The following is an 18,915-nucleotide window of genomic DNA, read 5'->3' on the forward strand; positions in this document are numbered from 1 at the left end:
GCCGATCACGGCCGAAATCTGTACATTTGTTCAGTAGGTCACACGGCCGTGAGGCATACGACGGCCGCGCCCGTGCTCATGAAGCTCGCAGGCGAGGGAACATGTCCAACCTGAGTGCGCCGATCTTGGCCACATTCCTCGTGTATGTGGCCGTCATGATCGGAACAGGCATCTGGGCCTACGGCCGCACTCACACCTTCGCCGACTTCGCCCTGGGAGGCCGCAGGCTCCCCGCGTTCGTGGCCGCCCTGTCCGCAGGGGCCAGCGACATGTCCGGCTGGCTGTTCCTGGCCTTCCCCGGAGCCGTGTACGCGGCCGGCGTCGGAGCCAGTTGGATCGCGGTCGGCCTGGTGATCGGCACCTACCTCAACTGGCTGTTCGTCGCGCCGAGGCTCCGCACCTACACCGAGCGCGCCGGGAACGCCGTGAGCCTGTCGGCCTACCTGGAGGAGCGCTTCGAGGACCGCACCCGCACCCTGCGGATGGTCTCCGCGGCGGTCACGCTCGTGTTCTTCACCGTCTACGTCGCCAGTGGGCTGGTGGCCGGCGGCCTGTTGTTCGGGCACATCTTCGGCGCCGGCTTCCGGCTCGGAGTGGCCCTGACCGCCCTGGTGATCGTCGTCTACTCCTGCCTGGGCGGCTTCCTCGCCGTGAGCCTGACCCACGTCGTGCAGGCCACGCTGATGTTCCTCGCCCTGCTCGTGCTCCCCATCGTCGGCATCGCGGCGCTCGGCGGCTTCGGGGCGCTGCGCGACTCCCTCAACAGCAGGACACCCGACCTGCTGGACATGGGCGCCAGAGTCGGCTTCGCGGACGGGCGGTGGTCGGCGGGCGGCGGATCGCTGGGCGCCGTCGCGATCATCTCACTGCTGGCCTGGGGCCTCGGGTACTTCGGGCAGCCGCACATCCTGGCCCGCTTCATGGGCATCCGCAGCACGAGCGCCGTTCCCGCCGCCCGTCGTATCGAGACGGGATGGGCCGTCGTCGTGCTGGCCGGTGCCACGTTCGTCGGCCTGCTCGGCATCGCGCAGTCCGGCACGCCGCTGCACGACCCGCAGACGGTGTACATCAACCTGAGCCGGACGCTGTTCAGCCCCTGGGGCGCCGGGGTGATGCTGATCGCCGTACTCGCGGCGATCATCTCGACCGCCGACAGCCAGCTCCTCGTGTCGTCCGTCGCCCTCACGGAGGACTGCTACCGCGCGTTCCTCAACCGGCGTGCCTCGGACAGGACCCTGGTGTGGGCGGGGCGCGCCGCCGTCGTCGTCGTGACGCTGGTGGCGTTCGTGATCGCGCTCAGGGGTGGCGGGCTGCTGGGCATCGTCGCCTACGCCTGGGCGGGCTTCGGAGCCGCCTTCGGCCCGGTGGTCCTGCTCTCGCTCTACTGGCCGCGCATGACCTGGGCGGGGGCCATGGCCGGCATCGTCTCCGGCGCGGCCACGGTGCTCCTGTGGAAGGACATCAATCCGCTGCTCGGTCCCTTCCGGTCGGGCGTCTACGAAATGGTCCCTGGCGTCCTGGTCGCCACGGTCGCCGCGCTGGTCTTCGGCAGGTTCGTCGGCCGGCCGCCGAAGCGGGCCTTCTGGCGGATGCCGGGCGGCGGGGTGAGCCAGCTGATGCTCACGCCCTTCCTCACCCACGCACCGGTCGGCATCGCCGTCCTCGACATGGACCTGCGGTACGTCTGGGTGAACGGTCCGCTCGACCAGCAGATCCCGCTGAAGCGGCGGCTCGGGCGGCGCATGGCGGACGTACTGCCGAAGGCCGAGGCCGAGGCGTTCGAACAGAGGATGCGCGAGGTGCTGGAGACCGGCACCGCGGTGATGGACTACGAGTACCGGGGTGCCGGCCACCCCGAGCCCGACCACAGCCGCGCGATCTCCGCGTCCTTCTTCGCGATGAAGGACCGCCACGACCGGAACGTGGGCGTCTGGTACATGGTCATCGACGTCACCGAGCGCTGGCGGGCCCAGGAACGCCTGGCCCTGCTCAACGACGCCGCCGCCCGCATCGGCAGCACCCTGGACGTGACACGGACCGCGCAGGAACTGGCCGTCGACGCCGTGCCCGCCGTCGCCGACTTCGTCGCCGTCGACCTGCTGGACTCGGTCATGAGGGGCGAGGAACCGGCACCCGGGCCGGTCGGCATGGCGCCCGTCATCCGTCGTGCGGCGCAGCAGTCGGTCCAGGAGGGCTGTCCCGAGTCGACCCTGGCCGTGGGCGAGACCGTCCGGCGCGCCGCCTCGTCGCCCGTGACCCGCTGCCTCCTGGAGAGCAGGACCCTCGTGGAACGGATCGTGGACCACATCCACAGCCCCTGGGTGACCGAGGACGAGTCGCTCGGTGCCTCCATCCGCGCCTACGACTGCCGCTCGGTCATGGTGGTCCCCGTCCGGGCACGCGGCGTCACCCTGGGTGTGGCGACATTCGCCCGGTCCCGGCGGCTGGGGCCCTTCGAAGAGGACGACGCACGTCTCGCCGAGGAACTCGTCTCCCGCGCGGCCGTGTGCATCGACAACGCGCGCCGTTACACCCGCGAACGCACCGCGGCCCGCTCCATGCAGCGCTACCTGCTGCCGCAGGAACTGACCGGAGGATCCGCCCTGAAGGTCGCCTCCTGGTACCTCCCGGCGGATGCCCCGAGCGGCGTCGGCGGCGACTGGTTCGACGTGATCCCGCTCTCCGGAGCACGCGTCGCCCTGGTCGTCGGAGACGTGGCCGGGCACGGCATCAACGCGGCGGCGACCATGGGCCGCCTGCGCATCGCCGTACGCACACTCGCCAACCTCGACCTGTCCCCGGACGAGTTGCTGGCCCATCTGGACGACCTGGTCATCGGTCTCATGGGAGCGCACACCGACGCTCCGACGGCGGCCGAGGGGGAGGCGACGGGCACCGCGTTCCTGGGTGCCACCTGCCTGTACGCCGTCTACGACCCGGTCAGCAGGCGCTGCACCCTGGCCAGGGCCGGTCACCTCCCCCCGATGATCGTCGGCCCCGACGGCGGCGCCGAGATCCTGGACATGCCCGCCGGACCGCCACTCGGCCTCGGGTACCTGCCGTTCCAGTCCGTCGAGATCGAGCTGGCCGACGGCAGCCTCATCGCCCTCTACACCGACGGGCTCATCGAGTCCTTCGACCGGGACATCGACCTCGGGCTCTCCCAGCTGGGCGATGCCCTCGCGGTGCCCCGGCCGACCCTGGAGGAGACCGGCCGCAGGGTGATCGACAGCCTCCTGGCCGATCCGCCGTCCGACGACGCGGCCCTGCTCATCGCCCGGACCCGGGTCCTCGCCTCGGACCGCGTCGCCTCCTGGGACCTGCCCAGCGATCCGGCCGCCGTGGCGCACGCCCGCACCCTCGCCACGCGGCAGCTGACGGAGTGGGACATCCCCGATCTGACGTTCACCGCGGAACTCATCGTCAGCGAACTGGTCACCAACGCCATCCGCCACGGGACCGGACCGGTCTGCCTGCGGCTGATCCGGGACCGCGGACTGATCTGCGAGGTGTCCGACGCCAGCAGCACCTCTCCACGCCTGCGTCATGCGCGGACCACCGACGAGGGAGGACGAGGCCTGCTGATCGTCGCCCAGCTCGCCCACCGATGGGGCACGCGCTACACGACGACCGGCAAGATCATCTGGACGGAACAGGTCATCCCGGCGGACACGATGGCATAGAACTCGTGGGGGCTGTCGTTGTCGGTCCCGGACGTGGAAGGGCACTCATCGACGAGGGGGGACGGTATGGAGCCGGCGGAACTCCGCCGCGCGGTCGAGACAGGACGGGCGACCGCTGCGGAGCTGGGCCTCCAGGTCGACGACGTGGTCGTCATCCACGACTCGGACCGCGTCGCGCTGCGTCTGGTCCCTTGCGAGGTCCTGGCCCGGGTCGCGCCCTCGGGGCAGCTGGCCGATGCCGAGTTCGAGGTGGAGGTCGCCCGCCGCCTCGCCGACGTCGACGCACCGGTGGCCGAGCTGGAGCCTCGGGTCGACCCCCGGGTCCGTGTGCGGGAACCCTTCGCCGTCTCGCTCTGGACCTACTACGAACCCGTGGGACCGGAGATCGCGCCGGCCGACTACGCGGACGTGCTCCTGCGGCATCACGCCGCCCTGCGCCAGATCGATCTGGACGCACCGCATGTCACCGATCGCGTCGCCGCGGCACTGCGAGAGGTGAACGACCGGGAGCGGTCCCCCGAACTGCCCCATTGCGACCGGGAGCTGCTCAGCGGCACGCTCCGTGGACTCAGTGCCGCGATCGGCGCTGAGGGAGGCCGCGACCAGCTGTTGCACGGCGAGCCGCATCCGGGCAACCTCCTCGGCACGAGGCGGGGGCCGCTCCTCGTGGACCTTGCCACGTGCTGCCGCGGGCCGATCGAGTTCGACCTCGCCCACGCGCCCGAAGAGGTGGGAGAGCTCTACGCCGGGGCCGACCACGGCCTGATGCGCCGGTGCCGCGCCCTGAACTGGGCGATGTTCTCGGCCTGGCGCTGGCGCCGGGACGACCAGATGCCCGACCGGGACCACTGGAGGGCGGAGGGCCTCAGCCGGGTTCGCGCCGCACTCGATCGCTGCGGTCCGGGCTGAACGCGGCAGAGGGCCGTGAGCGGCTACTTGTCGATCTGGAGCACCGACATCATGCCGAGGTCCTCGTGGTTGAGGACGTGGCAGTGGAGCACCGTCTTGCCCGGGTAGTCCAGGAACCGGATCCGGATCACCATCCTGCCCCGCCGCGGGATGTCGACCGTGTCCTGGAAGCCGTAGTTCCGTTGGGGCTTCCCGTTGATGCTCATCACCTGGAAGTCGTTGGTGTGCACGTGGAAGGAGTGCACCTCGTCGGTGTCGTTGCGGATGGTCCATTCCTCGACGGTGTGCAGCCGGGACCGGAAGTCGATGCGATGGTGGTCGAACTGCTTGCCGTTGATGTGGAACTTGGTGCTGGCCTTCCCCGTGTTGTACGGCAGCGTCTCCAGCAGGCGTGAACCCCGCGGTCCGCCCTGCACGAGCACGTCGTAGCGAGCGCCGGCCGGAATGACGATCGAGTCGGCCGAGTAGACCCTGTTGACCGGGTAGCCGTCCTGCGCGACGACATGGAACCTCTGCCCTCGCAGGGCGACCTTGTAGAAGATGTTCGAGCTGATGTTCGCCAGTCGCCATAGTTGGGTCTCACCGGGCGAGGCGGCGGCGCTGCGTCCCGTCGGCGAGCGCTCAGGTCACCGGGCCGGTGTTCCCGTGCGGGTGGCGAGGAAGGCCAGGGCCACGGCGGCCTCGCAGGCGATGCCCGTGGCGAGCGCGCTCTCGTCGAGGATCATGCGGGACGAGTGCAGCGAGGGAGCCTCCCCGGGCTCCAGCTCCGGCGGGCACACGCCGAGGAAGGCCAGGGCGCCGGGAACTGCCTGGAGGACATAGGAGAAGTCCTCCGCCGTCATCTGGGGGACGGGCATGACGCCGACCGCGTCGGTCCCGAGCGCGTCGGCGGCGGCGCGCCGGACGAGGTCGGTGAAGGCGGCGTCGTTGACGGTGACCGGGTAACCGGGGGTGACGGTCACCTCGGCGCTCGCCCCGTGCGCGGCGGCCACTCCCTCGGCAACCCGGCCGATCGCCCCGTGCAGCCGCTGCCGGGTCGCCTCGGACAGGGTGCGCACGGTCCCGGCGAGCTCCGCGGTGTCCGGGATGACGCCGGGCGCGGTACCCGCGGCGAGGCGGGTCACGCTGAGGACCGCGCTGTCGTGGGCGTCCAGGCCGCGGGTGACGGCCGTCTGGAGGGCGAGCACGATCTCGCAGGCCACCGGCACCGGGTCGCACGTGGTGTGCGGTGCGGACGCGTGCCCGCCGCGCCCCCGGACGACGACCCGGAACCGGTCGGAGGCAGCCATCTGCGGTCCCGGACGCAGCCGCAGCGCACCCACGGGCAGGTTGGGCTGCACATGCAGGGCGAAGGCGGCGTCGGCTCTGCTGCCGGACGACTCCAGCACCCCCTCCTCGATCATGTGGCGGGCTCCGTGCTCGCCCTCCTCGCCGGGCTGGAACATGAACACCACCCGTCCGGCCAGCCGGTCGCGTCGCCCGGCGAGCAGCCGCGCGGTGCCGACCAGCATCGCCATGTGGGCGTCGTGCCCGCAGGCGTGCATCAGCCCGGGGGCCCGCGAGGCGAACGGCAGTCGGGTGTCCTCGGTGACCGGCAGCGCGTCCATGTCGGCGCGCAGCAGGATCGTCGGGCCGTCGGCCGCCCCGGTGAGGACGGCGGTCACGGAGGACAGGGCGCGGCCGGTGCGGATCTCCATGCCGAGGCCGTCGAGGGCGCCCAGGATCAGGCGCTGGGTGGCCGGCAGGTCGAGGCCCAGCTCCGGGTCGCGGTGCAGGGCCCGGCGCAGGGCGACCGCTTCGGGGGCAAGGCGGCGCGCCTCGCGAAGCAGAGCCGGCTGTCCCGGGGGAGCCGGTGGCCGGGACGGGCCGGCCCCCGGTCCGCCGTCGGCGGCCCTGGGCTCAGGGGTCATACGACCGTTCTCCTTCCCTGGGCCCGGCCCGTGCCGGCACGAGGCCGCGGCGGCCGCACACGAGGAGGCGACTGCTCTCCCACGGTAGGGAACGAGGCGCCGGCCGGACAGCCCCCGGCGGTGTCCGGCGCAGCGGATTCGGACAGGACCCGGGACGTGGGGCGTTGGGGCGTGAGAGCCGCCAACGCCTGCTACGGGGCCTGTTGGAATGGGGCCTGCCGCGCCAGGTCGTGGTGATGTGGGGGAACAGCCGGTGCCGTCCCTCCCCTCGCTGACCGCCGGTCAGCCGACGGTGGCGCCGTGTGCCCTCACTTCGCCATCGGCTTTCGCGTGGCGCGTGCGAGCCGAGTTCGCCTGCTTCTCCGCGGCCACTTCCCGGGTGAGACTCTGGAGCTCGTCGCCCGCCTCGACGGCTGCGCGCTTGACTTCGAGGGACAGACCGACCGACGTCTTGATGATGCCCCGCACCAGCGGCTTCGCCACTCTCTTGATCAGAGGGGCCGTGATCAGGCCGATGAGGAAGGGAGGAACTACAGGGGGCATGGGTGAACCCTCTCGTGTGTGCACAGGACGGAAGCGCGTGCAGTTTCACCCCCACCGAAAAACACCGTAGTCGGCCCTCGGCCGATGCGCCCGGGGACGCCGACGCCTTTCATTCGTTCGGGCGGCCGTCCACCAGCGAGCCCACCACCCGCACGACGAACTCGGGCACCCGGTCCGGGAAATCGTGGCCGGTCCCCTCCGGGGTGTAGACCCTGCGGGACGCGCTGGAGGCGGCGAGGAAGCGTTCTCTCACGGTGAGGAAGAAGTGCCGTACCCGAGCGTTCTCCTCCGGGTCGTGGACCGCGTCGAAGATGTTGTCACCACCCGTCAGATCGCGGGGCGCCACGAGGAGGAGGGGGAGCGCGCCGAGTTCGCCGTCGTGCACGACCGTCTGCCAGCCGTTCCGGGTGATGCCGCCCGGCGACAGCTCCCGCAGGATCGACGCGGCGGCGCAGTTCGCCTTGGTCCTGGTCTCGACCACGGCGAGAACCTGCATCGGATCCTCGGAGACGTGCGCCTCGTTCCTGCGCACGACGGCGTGGAGGCCGAAGAGGTGGCGCAGCGCGAGGGCGGTCTGGTCCTTCACCACGTGCCGCAGGGCCGGAAGGGACGGGCCGAAGGCGACGACGTCGGGCGGGGTGGGATCGAGCAGCACCAGGCCGGCCACCAGGTCGGGGCGGCGCCTGGCGGCGTTCGCCATCAGAAGGCCCCCGAAGGAGTGCCCCACCAGCACGTAGGGACCCTCTTCGCCGGCCCGCTCCAGCGCCGCTAGCAGTTCGACGGCCTCGCCCGCCGTCGTGCGCGGGAAGGGGCCCGGGTCGCTCCAGCCGGAACCAGGGCGGTCCACCAGGACCGAACGCGTCCGTTCCCGCGCCAGCGCGTGCAGCCGGTACATGGCGTATCCGCCGGCATGGCCGCCCGGCATCCAGACCACGGTGGGCCCGGCTCCGGCGTCTCCCTCGGCGAGCACGTGCATGCGGTACCCGCCCACGTCGACCATGCGTCCGGGCGGCGGATACCTCACCCGCACCCGGGCCACATGCACCAGATGGCGGAGGGACCCGAGAGCGAGCGCGAGGGCCACGGCGCAGAGCACGCCGCCGAGGATGCGCGGGCCCGTTCCCAGGGTGAGGCACCACGCGCCCGCGGCCGCCGGCAGCAGGGCGATGACCAGTCCGGCCCAGTCCCGGCTGAGCAGCCGGAGCATCGCGTCGGCGACACGTGTGCCCGGTCGCATGGCTCCCTCTCCGTCCCAGCCTTCACGGCCGCTGCCAGGGACGCCGCGCGGCCCGGCGCCCGGCACCGGCATCGTCCCCTGGAAACCCCGGGGGCGCCATGCGCGCTGTCGGGCCCCGCCTTCCGTCACGGCCGTGACGTGGATGTCCGGGTGCCCGACACGGGCTCGGCACCGTCAGGCCCTGCCCGCGCCGTGCGCGGGCGCGAGGCGTGCTGCCACGTCGGCGAGCACATCGGCCTCGCGGGGCACGAGGTAGAAGTGGTCCCCGGGGAACGACCGCAGCTCGAAGGCGCCCGGGGGAGCGAGGTCGGACCAGGCGAGGACATGGTCGAGCGCGCAACTCGGATCGTCCTGGCCGACGTACGCGGTGATCGGTGCCTTGACCGGGGCCGGGTGCGGGGGACGGTAGCCGTCGAGGAGCCGGTAGTCCGCGCGGAGTGCGGGCAGCAGCAGCTCACGCAGCTCCGGGATGTCGTAGGCCTCCGAGTGCATGTCCCCGAGCTTCCGGACGCGGGCGATCAGCGTTTCGTCGTCGGCACCGTGCAGTGCGGTGTGATCGGTCCATTGGGGGGCCGCGTGTGCCGAGACCAGCAGGTGTTCCGGGACGACACCACGGGCCTCCAGCCGCACGGCCAGTTCGTACGCGACGCACGCGCCCATGCTGTGCCCGAAGAGCGCGAGCGGCCGGTCGAGCCAGGGCCGCAGTGCCTCCTCGATCGTGTCGGCCAGGGTGGCCATGTCCTCGATACAGGGTTCCGCGAGCCGGTCCTGGCGGCCGGGGTACCGCACGGCGAGCACCTCGACGTCCTCCGGCAGGAGGGTGGGCCAGCCGTGGAACAGCTGTGCCGTGCCGCCGGCGTGCGGGAGGCACACCAGTCGGAGTCGGGGGGCCGCCGTGCGCCGGTGGACACGGAACCACTTCTTCGCGTCGTGCGCCGTCATCGCTGTCGAAGACCGCCTGGCTGGGAGGAGTCGAGCTTGGAGAGGAAGGTGGGGAGCTGCTCCACCACTCTTCTGGACACGTACGTGGTCTGCACGGTGTGGCGCAGCCGATCGGTCACGACGAGTTTGTAGGCGCTGCCCTCCTGGATGAGTTCGGCGGAATACAGGGGTGTTCCGGTCGCAGACATCTGACCTGCCTCCATCAGGATGCCGCCTTCTCCAGCCATGCTTGCCGTCCCGGCGACGACTCAGTGCACCTTGGCATGAGCCGCGGCGCCGCGGGCCTTGCCGGTGGCCCCGTTCTCGCCGCCGTGTTCGGCCCCCTGCGCCATCTGGGCGGCGAACATCTCGGCGGACGCCTCGGCCGCGAGGTCCTGGATCCCCTCGCCGGCTTCCTGGACGGCCCGCTTCACTTCCATCCCCAGGCCCACCGACGTCTTGACGATCCCTCGCACGAGGGGTTTGCCCAGCCTCTTGACCAGGGACGCGGTGACCAGGCCGATCAGGAAGGGAGGTACTACAGGAGGCATGACAGGACACCCTTGTCTCGTACCGAGGAAACCGTGAGGGAAAAGGTGACGAACCGGCACCTCTCATCACAGAGCGTATCCATGGCGGAGCGAACGGCCACCAGCTCCGCCGTGGTCGTCACTCGTACGAGGAGAACGACTCTCCCGTGACGGGCTGTTCAGGCCATTCGACGGCCGGAACCCGATGTCACCGGCCTTCTTCGGGTGACAACTGGTACTTCTGCTGACGGCCGGACTCCCCGTGCAGTTCCCTCGCCATCCGTCGGCGCAGGGCCGGGAACGGCAGTGTGCCGCCGGCCAGCACGGCCTCGTGGAAGGCGCGCACGTCGAACACCGCACCGGCGCCGCGCTCGTAGGCCGCCCGCAACGCGGTGAACTCCGCATGACCCGCACGGTACGTCAGCGCCTGCCCCGGCATGTCGGTCGCGTAGCGCAGCAGCTCGGTCGTGATCTGTCCCTCGGACTCGGCCGCGGCGTGGGAGCGCATGAAGGCGCGCGCCTGCTCCAGCGTCATCGTCCCGAGGTTCAGGCCGGTGTCGACGACGAGGCGCTGCGCGGTGAAGCGTTCGTGGGCGAGGCGTCCGTAAGCGTCCCACGGGTCGTCGTACAGCCCCATCTCCCAGGCGAGACCGGCCGCGTACTCCGCCCAGCCCTCCTCGAACCCGCTGAAAGCCGTCAGTTCGCGCCGCAGGTCGGGCAGGTCGGTGTTCTCGGCCTGACGGGCGAGGTGGAAGTGGTGTCCGGGCGCCAGCTCGTGGTAGATCAGCGCGGCCGCGCCGAGCAGTGACCGGTGCGCCAGGTCCGAGGCGTTGTAGCGGTAGCGTCCCACCGGCTGCGCGGCGGTCGGCGATTCGTAGTAGCCGAACGTCATCGATGCCTCGAGGGCCGGGTCGAGGCGGGCCACGTCGTACGGCGCGCGGGGCAGGACCGCGAACCAGCGCGGCAGCAGCGGCGTGAGGCGGTCGAGGTGTCCGCGGTAGCGGGCCTCGACCTCGGCCGGGGTGGCGGCGTACAGACGGGGCTCGGTGGCGAGCCGTTCGTTGAACTCCGCCTCCGTCCCCGCGAAGCCGAGCGTGCCACGCATCTCCCGCATCCGCTCGCTGAGTTCGCGGCAGTGCTCCCGGCCGATCTCGTGAAGTCGCTCGGGCGGTGTGTCGCCGGACGTGTACGTCCTGACGAAGGCCCGGTACGCCGCCTCGCCCTCCGGGTAATGGGCCCATCCGACGGCGTGCGGTGCCCGCCCGAGGTAGTCCGGGTCGTCCAGGAGGGCGAGAAGCCGGTCGAACGCCGGCTCCAGTTCGGCGGCCACGAGCCCCGCCAGGGTGTCGCTCAGGTGGCCCCGGCCCGCCGTGTCGAGTCGGGTGAGCCGGTCGTCGTCCGGCCGGACGTACCGCGTCGCCGAGGACCGCAGGCGGGTGAGGGTGGTGTGGGTCCCCGCCAGCGCCGGGGCCGGGACGAGGAAACCCCGTGCCGCCTGCCCCGCGGCCTTGTCCCCGATCGTGGTGACGCAGCGGGCCAGGTCCCGCACCAGGGACACGTACCGGTCGACGTCGTCCCGCTGCTCGAAGCGGAACGGGCGGAAGACCATGTCGCCGTACTGCTGGAGGCGGAAGAGCTGGTACGGCGTGGCGGTGGGGGTGAGCCAGTGGAAGCGGGCCGCCTCCGCTTCCTGTTCGGCCAGTGCGCGAAGGAAGTCCGCGGTGTCGGCGGTGGGCCCCGACAGCACCGCGGGCCGCAGCATGCCCAGCCGGTTCAGCACTCCTGCCGCGAACCCGGCGCGTTCGTCGGCCTCCGCGGCGGACACCCCCGGCAGTGACTCGACCGGCAGCCCGCGCCGTGTCCGCAGCGACGGCTCACGTGCGAGCAGGAAGGCCCAGTACGAGGTCGCGAGTCGGTCGACCTCCCGCGCCGCCGGGTCGTCCGGGGAGTCCGATGAGTGGTTCGCCATGGGGCCAGTGTGCGCACACAGGTGACGTCACATCAGGAATGGGGATCAACCGCGAGTCGGGCGGACTCACTCGCACGGGGGAAATCCTCCGGCCCGTTCGTGTCCGGACCGGTGGGGCCGGTCCGGCGCCGTCGAACCCGGTGGCACGATGACCACCATGCACCGCCGAACCGTGTCGTTTCCCAGGGCCCGGTCGGCCGCGGTGGCGTCCGCCGTCGCCGCGTCAGCCGTGATGGCCGGTTGCGGCGGCGGCGACGTGTCGTCGACGCACACCCCTGTCGTCATGGGCGGCACCGTCACCATCGCCACCGCCTCCGAGACCCCGAGCTTCCATCCCTACTCGCAGTTCGGCTCCGCCCTGGCTCCCTACGCCTACGACTCGTTGGTCACCATGGCGCCGGACGGGCGTGTGGTGTCGGCCCTGGCCGAGAAGTGGCGGGCCGGGGCCACCTCGGCGAGTTTCACCCTGCGCAAGGGGGTGACCTGCTCCGACGGCACCGCCCTCACGGCCTCCGGGGTCGCCCGGTCACTGAGCTACGCGAGCGACCCCCGCAACCGGCTCGTCGGCGCCCGGGCGGCACTGCCCGGTGTGCCGTTCACGGTGTCGGCCGACGACGCGGCACGGACGGTGGCGGTGCGGATGGCGTCGCCGTACAGCTTCATCGCGCGGACGATCGGTCTGCTGCCCGTCGTCTGCCCGGCCGGGCTGGCGGACCCCCGCGCGCTGGACAGGAGCACCCAGGGCACCGGGCCGTACGTGCTGAGCGGCTACACCTCCGGCGGCCCGTACCTCTTCACGAGGCGCGAGGGCTACGCGTGGGGGCCGAGCGGAGCGACCGACACGGTTGCGGGACAGCCCCGGCGGATCGTGGTCTCGGTGGTGCCGCAGGAGTCCACCGTGGCGAATCTGCTGCTCACGGGAGGCGTGAACATCGCGACGGTGACCGGCCCGGACCGTGCGCGGCTGACCGGCCACGGCCTGGCCACCGCCGAGGTGCCGACCGTGGTCGGGCTGACCTTCTTCAACGAACGGTCCGGCCGTCCCCTGAGCGATCCCGCGCTGCGCCGGGCCCTGGTGGGCGCCCTGGACCGCAAGGGCCTCGCCAATGTGGCGATGGGCGGCGACGGAACCCCCGCGAGCCACCTGACCGCCACGGACTCCGTCTGCCACGCCGACGTGGCCGGCGCGAACCTGCCCTCGCGCGGCGCCGTGGGTGCCCTGGGCGCCGCGGGCTGGACGAGGAACGCACGGGGCGGGCTGGTGAAGCACGGCAGACCGCTGCGGCTGCGGCTGCTCAGCAGTGCCGACTTCGGGTCCACCCTTCCGTCGGTCGCCGAACTGATGGCCGCCACCTGGGAGGCGCTGGGCGCGGACGTCGACCTCGTCAGCGAGAGCCGCAACGCGGTCGTGCAGGCCATGTACCAGAGCGGCGACTTCGACGTCGTGGTCGGCAGCTCACCGGGCCCGCCGCTGCCCGCGCAGCTCGTACCGTACTTCTCCGGCCCCCCGCCGTCGCAGGGGCTGAACTTCGCGCACGTCACCGACCGCGCGTACGACCGCTTCGTCGCCCTCGCCCTGCACGCACCGGGCACGGCCAGCTGCGCGGACTGGAACAGGGCCGCCGCGGCGCTGTTCCGCTCGGCCGACGCGCTGCCCGTCGCCGACGGCACGAGCACGGTCTACGGGTACCGGACGACGTTCGCCGTCGCCCCCGGCGGCCAGATCGTACCGACCAGCATCCGCCTGCACAGATGACCGCGGCGGCCGCCGCACGCGGCCGTCCACCGCCCGTCGAGGAGGTACGCCATGACGACCGTGTCCGCACGGCTCGGTGCCCTGGCCAGGCGCCACCCGTGGGTGGTGTTCTGCGGCCGGCGCGCGGTGCGGCTGGCGGTCTCCCTCCTCGTGGTCGTCACCGCTTCCTTCGCGATGATCCGGCTGGTACCCGGCGACCCCGTCCGGGCCGCCCTGGGCGTGGACGCCCCGCCGGACCTCGTGGCGGCGAAGCGGCACCAACTCGGCCTGGATCAGGGCCTGTCGGCACAGTACCGGCAGTACCTGGGGCATCTGGCCCACGGGGACCTCGGGGTCTCCGTGGTGACCGGCGAGCCGGTGGCCGACCTGATCAGGGCACGTCTGCCGGCCACCTTGCTGCTGGCCGTCCTGGCGTTCGCCTGCGTACTCGTCGTCGCGCTCCCCGGGGGGCTGCTGGCCGCGGTGTGGACACGCGCGGGGCGCCGGCCCCGGGCGGAGCTCGCGTTCACCGCCACCACCTCCGTCATGGCGGGCATGCCGGACTTCGTGCTCGCGGCGGGCCTCACCGCGGGACTGGCGGTAGCCTTGCGCGTCTTTCCGGTGGCGGGCGACCTCGGACCCCAGTCCTACGTGCTGCCCGTCCTCGCGCTGGCACTCGCTCCGGCCGCGGTGCTCCTGCGGATCGTACGGGTGGAGACGCTCAAGGTGCTCGCGACGGACTATGTGCGTGCCGCCCGCGCGAAACGGCTGCCCGCCGTCCCGCTCTGTCTGCGCCACGTGGCACCGAACACGCTGACCGCGTCTCTGACACTCGCCGGGAACCTCCTGCCGGCCCTGATCGCGGGGACCGTACTGGTCGAGAAGGTGTTCGCCTGGCCGGGGATCGGTTCGGCGATGGCACAGTCCGTGGCCGCGCAGGACTACGCGGTCGTCGAGGCGTCGGTTCTGGTGCTGGGCTCGGCCGTCCTCGTGGTGAACTTCCTGGTCGACCTGGCCCTCGCGCTGCTCGACCCCCGATCGGTCATCCGGAGGACGTGATCCGATGGTGCTGTCCTCGCCTCCCGCCACCGCCTCCGGCCGGTCCCGCGCGTCCGGGTCGGGCTGGGCCTCGCCCATGGGCGTGACCACCCTGGCCATGCTCGGATCGCTCGCCGTGCTGGCCGTCGCGGGGGCGGTGCTGTGGGGGCAGGCCGCCCAGCGTCCGGACCCGTCGGCGGTGCTGCGGGGGCCCACCGCGATCCATCTGCTCGGCACGGACCACCTCGGACGCGACCTGCTCGCCCGCCTGCTCTCGGCGACCTGGCTCTCCCTGCTGCTCGCCGTCGCGGCCACGCTCCTCGGGGCGGCGGCCGGGATCACGCTCGGCGCACTCACCGCCGTCGTGGGCGGGCGCGTCCGCCGCCTGCTGGGAGCCCTGATCAACCTCCTGCTGGCCTTCCCCGCGCTCCTCGTCGCGATGTTCTTCTCGGCCTTGTTCGGCGCGGGTGCGGGCGGGGCGGTGCTCGCCCTGGCCGTCGCCGGTGCACCGGGCTTCGCCCGGGTCACGCAGACCCTTGCCGCCGCCGTGGCCGGAACCGACTTCATGGCGGCGGCGCGCGTGCTGGGCCTGCGCCGCCACCGGCTCCTGCTGCGCCACGTCCTGCCCCACATCGCCGAACCGCTGATGCTCAACACCACCGTCGCCGCTGGCTCGGCGCTCGTGGCCCTGTCGGGCCTGAGCTTCCTCGGACTGGGGGTGCAACCACCTTCGTACGACTGGGGGCTCCTGCTGAGCCAGGGCCTGGACCGCATCTACATCGAACCGCTGCCCGCGGTGGCACCCGGCATCGCCATCGTCTACGCCGCCGTGGCCTTCCAACTGCTCGGCGAGGTGCTGGCCGGAGCCGCCGCGCGGCGCACCCGCCCACGGCGGCCCGAGGAACCCACGGCGCCCGCGGCACGCGCCGACCGACCCGCGGTAGCGGACCACGTGCTGGAGGTGGCGGACCTGCATGTCGCCCTCCCCGTGGACGACCGGGTGCTCCGGCCCGTCCGCGGGGTCACCCTCGCCCTGCGGCGCGGTGAGATGGCCGGCCTGGTCGGCGAGTCCGGCTCCGGCAAGTCGCTGACGGCGCTCGCCATCGCCGACCTGCTGCCGGACGGCGCCCGCGCGACCTGGCGCACCCATCGGTTCCTCGGCGCGGACACCGGGGCACTGTCACGCAAGGAGCGACGCAGGCAGCTGGCGACGGGCATGGCGATGATCTTCCAGAACCCGGCGTCGGCCTTCAACCCGTCGCTCCGCATCGGAACGCAGATGACGGAGGCGGTGCGCGCACACCACGGCACCCCTCGCGCCCAGGCCGTCGAGCAGGCCCTGGACCAGCTGCGGCGGGTCGCGCTGCCCGGCGGGCGCCGGTTGCTGCGGTCCCGCCCGTTCCAGCTCTCCGGCGGTCAGCGCCAGCGAGTGGCGATCGCCGCCGCGTCGATGATGCGGCCCGGCCTCCTCATCGCGGACGAGCCGACGACAGCCCTGGACGTGACCGTGCAACGGCAGATCATGGACCTGCTCCGCCGCATCCGGCGCGACGACGCCACCGCGATCCTCTTCATCAGCCACGACATCGCCCTGGTCGCCGACGCCTGCGACCGGGTCCTGGTCATGTACGGGGGAACGATCGTGGAGAACCTCCCCGCCCGTGAGTTGGTGTCCGGCGCACGGCATCCGTACACGAGGATGCTCGTCGCCTCGGTCCCGGACATGGCCGCGGACCGCGACCGGCCCCTGCCCACCATCGAGGGCGGACCGCCCGATCCGTACGGTGTGCCGCCGGGCTGCCCGTTCCACGACCGCTGTCCGCACCGAACGGACCGGTGCGCCGTGGAGCGCCCGGTGCTGTCCCCGCTCGGCCCGGAGCACGAGGTCGCCTGCTGGCAACCGCAGCCCCCGGCACCGTTGCGCGGACGCCGTGAGACCGAAGAGGCGGAGACGTGAGGCAAGAGACGGGGCAAGAGGCAGGGCTGACGCTGTACGACGTCACGGTTCGCCACCAAGGGCCGTTCGGACCGGTCACGGCGGTGGACGGCGTGTCGCTGGAGGTTCCCCGGGGCACGACGGTCGGCCTGGTCGGCGAGTCCGGTTCGGGAAAGTCGACTCTGGCCCGTGCGGTCGTCGGGCTGGACAGCCCGTGCGGCGGTCGGATCACCGTCGGGGGAAGGGAGTACCGAGCGCGCCGGGCGGCCGAGCGGCGCCGGCTCGGGCAACAGGTCCAACTGGTGTTCCAGGACCCGGACACGGCACTGGACCCGCGCATGACGGTCCGTCAGTCACTCGCCGAATCGGCCGGGGCCTTCGTCCGGCTGGACCGCCGCAGCCGCGAACGGCGCATCGACGGACTGCTGGAACTGGTCGGTCTCGACACCGGCTGCGCGGACCGCGTGCCGGGCCGGCTCTCGGGCGGCCAGCGCCAACGCGTGGCCGTCGCCCGCGCACTCGCCGTCGATCCGGCGGTCCTCATCGCCGACGAGGTCACCTCGGCCCTCGACGTGTCGGTCCGGGCGGCACTCCTCACCATGCTCCGGGACCTGCAACGGCGCATGGGTTTCGCCATGTTGTTCATCAGCCACGACCTCGCCGCCGTCCGCCATGTGTCGGACGTCGTCGCCGTGATGTACCTCGGCCGGGTCGTCGAGACCGCCTCCACGGAGAACCTGCTGCGCAGCCCACGGCATCCCTACACCCGGACACTGCTGTCCGCCGTGCCGAGCCTGCACGCCGGACGGCGACCGGCCGGGGAGCCGCCCCTCGCCGCGGAGGTGCCCGACCCCGCGACACCGCCCACCGGCTGCCGCTTCCATCCGCGTTGCCCCGTCGGACCGAACCGGCTCCACGGACGGGACGTCTGCGCCGTGCGGGACCCCCAGCAGGACGCGGCCGGACGCCCGCACCACGCCGCGTGCCACTTCCCGTACCGCCCCGGCGACCCCCCGCCGCACGCCGACGGCGTTCACCCGGACGGCAACGGTGACCGGGCTTCGCGGGCCCCCGGGGACCGGCCGTCATGACGGCGCGGGAACCGGACACGCTGCCGTCCGGCGCGGACGCGGTCGTCGTGGGCGCCGGGGTGATCGGCGCCGCGGTGGCGCTGGAACTCGCCCGTACCGGTCGGCGTGTGGTGGTCGTCGACAAGTCCGGCGGGGTCGGCCACGGATCCACCAGCGCATCGAGCGCGGTCATCCGTTTCAACTACTCGACCTGGGAGGGTGTCGCCACCGCCTGGGAATCCCGGCACTGCTGGGCTCGATGGGCGGAGCACCTGGGCACCGTGCGCGGCCCTGGCCTGGCGGCCTTCTGCAGGACCGGAGCCGTACTCCTCGACGCGCCGGGCTCCGGGACGGCGGAGGCCGTCGCACTGTTCGAACGCGCCGGTGTGCCCTACGAGCGCTGGGACGCCGCAACCCTGCGCCGCCGGGTCCACGGCATCGACCCGGGACGCTACGGTCCCCCCAAGCCCCTGGACGACGAGGCGTTCTTCTCCGGCCCGGCAGGGGAGCTCGGCGCGCTGTTCACACCCGACGCGGGTTTCGTCGACGATCCACAGCTCGCGGCGCAGAACCTCGCCGACGCGGCTGCCCGCAGCGGGGCGCGCTTCCTCTTCCACCGCACGGTCGTCGATGTCCCGTGCCGCGAGGGCAGGGTGGCGGGCGTCCGGCTCGCGGACGGCACCGCGATCACGGCGCCGGTGGTGGTCAACGCGGCCGGGCCCTGGTCGGGCGCGTTCAACCGGATGGCCGGGGTCGGGACCGAGTTCACCGTCGGGGTGCGCCCGCTGCGCCAGGAAGTCCACCAGGTGGCCGCACCGGTCTCCCAGGACGGCGCGAACCCGTCGAGCCCGGGCGGCGCCGGGAGCGCGCTCTGCCCGATCGTGGCCGATGTCGACCTCGGGACCTACCTGCGCCCCCACGGCGGGCACCTTCTCATCGGCAGCACGCTGCCCGCCTGCGACCCCAAGGAGTGGCTCGACGATCCCGACGGGTGCGACCCGCGCCCGACGCCCGCCCGTTTCGACACCCAAGTGACCAGGGCCGCACGCCGTTTCCCGGCCCTGCGCGTCCCGAACCGGCCGAGCGGCGTCGCCGGTGTCTACGACGCCGCCGACGACTGGTCGCCCATCTACGACCGCACCGATCTCCCGGGCTTCTACGTCGCCATGGGAACGAGTGGCAACCAGTTCAAGAACGCCCCTCTGGCCGGCCGGTTCCTCGCCGCCCTGGTCGAGCGCGTCGAGGCCGGCCACGACCACGACCGCGACCCGGTGCGGTACCGGGGTGACCACACCGGCATCGTCATCGACCTGGGCGCCTTCTCCCGCAAGCGGCCCAGGGCCGAGGGCGCCGCCGCACGGACCGTCATGGGCTGACGCGCCGCCGGGCCCCGGACGGGCACGCCACGAGGCCGGTGCCGTCCGGGAGTTGCCG

15 protein-coding genes and 1 pseudogene are annotated in these 18,915 nt (G+C 72.6%); 7 read left to right on the forward strand and 9 right to left on the reverse strand.

The features are described from left to right. The first annotated feature begins 101 nt into the window (after positions 1 to 101). Both putP and ACZ7FF_RS13650 read left to right on the forward strand, forming a co-directional pair. Complete coding sequence (putP, locus tag ACZ7FF_RS13645) at positions 102 to 3,683, forward strand: sodium/proline symporter PutP (protein ID WP_470812118.1); 3,582 nt, start codon at positions 102 to 104, stop codon at positions 3,681 to 3,683. A 66-nt stretch (positions 3,684 to 3,749) separates the two neighbouring features. Further along, complete coding sequence (locus tag ACZ7FF_RS13650; RefSeq protein ID WP_470812119.1) at positions 3,750 to 4,592, forward strand: phosphotransferase; 843 nt, start codon at positions 3,750 to 3,752, stop codon at positions 4,590 to 4,592. A gap of 23 nt (positions 4,593 to 4,615) precedes the next feature. Here ACZ7FF_RS13650 and ACZ7FF_RS13655 read toward each other — a convergent pair whose 3' ends face one another. From ACZ7FF_RS13655 to ACZ7FF_RS13695, 9 genes and pseudogenes are all read right to left on the reverse strand, one after another. Then, positions 4,616 to 5,008: a multicopper oxidase domain-containing protein gene (locus ACZ7FF_RS13655; RefSeq protein WP_470812121.1), complete on the reverse strand. Its 393-nt coding sequence runs from the start codon at positions 5,006 to 5,008 to the stop codon at positions 4,616 to 4,618. A 6-nt stretch (positions 5,009 to 5,014) separates the two neighbouring features. Then, positions 5,015 to 5,173: pseudogene (locus tag ACZ7FF_RS13660) on the reverse strand (cupredoxin domain-containing protein); the annotation flags it as partial. Positions 5,174 to 5,218: 45 nt separating this feature from the next. Next, a complete protein-coding gene (locus ACZ7FF_RS13665) occupies positions 5,219 to 6,502 on the reverse strand; it encodes a M20 metallopeptidase family protein (protein WP_470812122.1) in 1,284 nt (427 codons plus the stop codon). Positions 6,503 to 6,784: 282 nt separating this feature from the next. After that, positions 6,785 to 6,985, reverse strand: coding sequence for a DUF5132 domain-containing protein (locus ACZ7FF_RS13670; RefSeq protein ID WP_470812124.1), 201 nt, complete (start codon positions 6,983 to 6,985; stop codon positions 6,785 to 6,787). Positions 6,986 to 7,154: 169 nt separating this feature from the next. Continuing rightward, on the reverse strand, positions 7,155 to 8,282 hold the full coding sequence (locus tag ACZ7FF_RS13675; protein WP_470812126.1) for an alpha/beta fold hydrolase: 1,128 nt from the start codon (positions 8,280 to 8,282) through the stop codon (positions 7,155 to 7,157). 174 nt (positions 8,283 to 8,456) lie between these two features. Beyond that, positions 8,457 to 9,224, reverse strand: a complete 768-nt coding sequence (locus ACZ7FF_RS13680; protein ID WP_470812128.1) for a thioesterase II family protein — start codon at positions 9,222 to 9,224, stop codon at positions 8,457 to 8,459. Next, positions 9,221 to 9,412, reverse strand: a complete 192-nt coding sequence (locus ACZ7FF_RS13685) for a hypothetical protein (protein ID WP_470812129.1) — start codon at positions 9,410 to 9,412, stop codon at positions 9,221 to 9,223. The genes ACZ7FF_RS13680 and ACZ7FF_RS13685 overlap by 4 nt, the downstream gene beginning before the upstream one ends. 60 nt (positions 9,413 to 9,472) lie before the next feature. Next, a complete protein-coding gene (locus ACZ7FF_RS13690; protein WP_470812131.1) occupies positions 9,473 to 9,754 on the reverse strand; it encodes a DUF5132 domain-containing protein in 282 nt (93 codons plus the stop codon). Positions 9,755 to 9,941: 187 nt separating this feature from the next. Further along, positions 9,942 to 11,702 carry a DUF885 domain-containing protein gene (locus ACZ7FF_RS13695; RefSeq protein ID WP_470812132.1) on the reverse strand — a complete coding sequence of 587 codons (1,761 nt, stop codon included), beginning with the start codon at positions 11,700 to 11,702 and terminating at the stop codon, positions 9,942 to 9,944. Positions 11,703 to 11,859: 157 nt separating this feature from the next. Between ACZ7FF_RS13695 and ACZ7FF_RS13700 the strand changes: the two genes are divergently transcribed. Genes ACZ7FF_RS13700 through ACZ7FF_RS13720 form a run of 5 tightly spaced genes read left to right on the forward strand, consistent with a single transcriptional unit; the run spans position 11,860 to position 18,857 of the window. After that, on the forward strand, positions 11,860 to 13,458 hold the full coding sequence (locus ACZ7FF_RS13700) for an ABC transporter substrate-binding protein (protein ID WP_470812134.1): 1,599 nt from the start codon (positions 11,860 to 11,862) through the stop codon (positions 13,456 to 13,458). A 51-nt stretch (positions 13,459 to 13,509) separates the two neighbouring features. Then, complete coding sequence (locus ACZ7FF_RS13705) at positions 13,510 to 14,496, forward strand: ABC transporter permease (RefSeq protein ID WP_470812135.1); 987 nt, start codon at positions 13,510 to 13,512, stop codon at positions 14,494 to 14,496. 4 nt (positions 14,497 to 14,500) lie between these two features. Further along, entirely contained in the window at positions 14,501 to 16,432 is a 1,932-nt protein-coding gene (locus ACZ7FF_RS13710) for a dipeptide/oligopeptide/nickel ABC transporter permease/ATP-binding protein (RefSeq protein ID WP_470812137.1), read from the forward strand. Then, a complete protein-coding gene (locus ACZ7FF_RS13715) occupies positions 16,429 to 17,502 on the forward strand; it encodes an oligopeptide/dipeptide ABC transporter ATP-binding protein (RefSeq protein WP_470812139.1) in 1,074 nt (357 codons plus the stop codon). The genes ACZ7FF_RS13710 and ACZ7FF_RS13715 overlap by 4 nt, the downstream gene beginning before the upstream one ends. Further along, the gene (locus ACZ7FF_RS13720; RefSeq protein ID WP_470812140.1) at positions 17,499 to 18,857 is read left to right on the forward strand and encodes an NAD(P)/FAD-dependent oxidoreductase; all 1,359 of its coding nucleotides are present in this window, start codon (positions 17,499 to 17,501) and stop codon (positions 18,855 to 18,857) included. Before ACZ7FF_RS13715 ends, ACZ7FF_RS13720 begins: the two co-directional genes overlap by 4 nt. The last annotated feature ends 58 nt before the right edge of the window (positions 18,858 to 18,915 follow it).

This window comes from Streptomyces sp. NPDC037126 (genome assembly GCF_055605965.1).

Excerpts from the sequence above, each read along its gene's own strand:
- putP (WP_470812118.1), top strand. The coding sequence starts at position 102 with ATGTCCAACCTGAGTGCGCCGATCTTGGCCACATTCCTCGTGTATGTG.
- ACZ7FF_RS13650 (WP_470812119.1), top strand. The coding sequence starts at position 3,750 with ATGGAGCCGGCGGAACTCCGCCGCGCGGTCGAGACAGGACGGGCGACC.
- ACZ7FF_RS13665 (WP_470812122.1), bottom strand. The coding sequence starts at position 6,502 with ATGACCCCTGAGCCCAGGGCCGCCGACGGCGGACCGGGGGCCGGCCCG.
- ACZ7FF_RS13675 (WP_470812126.1), bottom strand. The coding sequence starts at position 8,282 with ATGCGACCGGGCACACGTGTCGCCGACGCGATGCTCCGGCTGCTCAGC.
- ACZ7FF_RS13680 (WP_470812128.1), bottom strand. The coding sequence starts at position 9,224 with ATGACGGCGCACGACGCGAAGAAGTGGTTCCGTGTCCACCGGCGCACG.
- ACZ7FF_RS13685 (WP_470812129.1), bottom strand. The coding sequence starts at position 9,412 with ATGTCTGCGACCGGAACACCCCTGTATTCCGCCGAACTCATCCAGGAG.
- ACZ7FF_RS13690 (WP_470812131.1), bottom strand. The coding sequence starts at position 9,754 with ATGCCTCCTGTAGTACCTCCCTTCCTGATCGGCCTGGTCACCGCGTCC.
- ACZ7FF_RS13695 (WP_470812132.1), bottom strand. The coding sequence starts at position 11,702 with ATGGCGAACCACTCATCGGACTCCCCGGACGACCCGGCGGCGCGGGAG.
- ACZ7FF_RS13700 (WP_470812134.1), top strand. The coding sequence starts at position 11,860 with ATGCACCGCCGAACCGTGTCGTTTCCCAGGGCCCGGTCGGCCGCGGTG.
- ACZ7FF_RS13705 (WP_470812135.1), top strand. The coding sequence starts at position 13,510 with ATGACGACCGTGTCCGCACGGCTCGGTGCCCTGGCCAGGCGCCACCCG.
- ACZ7FF_RS13710 (WP_470812137.1), top strand. The coding sequence starts at position 14,501 with ATGGTGCTGTCCTCGCCTCCCGCCACCGCCTCCGGCCGGTCCCGCGCG.
- ACZ7FF_RS13720 (WP_470812140.1), top strand. The coding sequence starts at position 17,499 with ATGACGGCGCGGGAACCGGACACGCTGCCGTCCGGCGCGGACGCGGTC.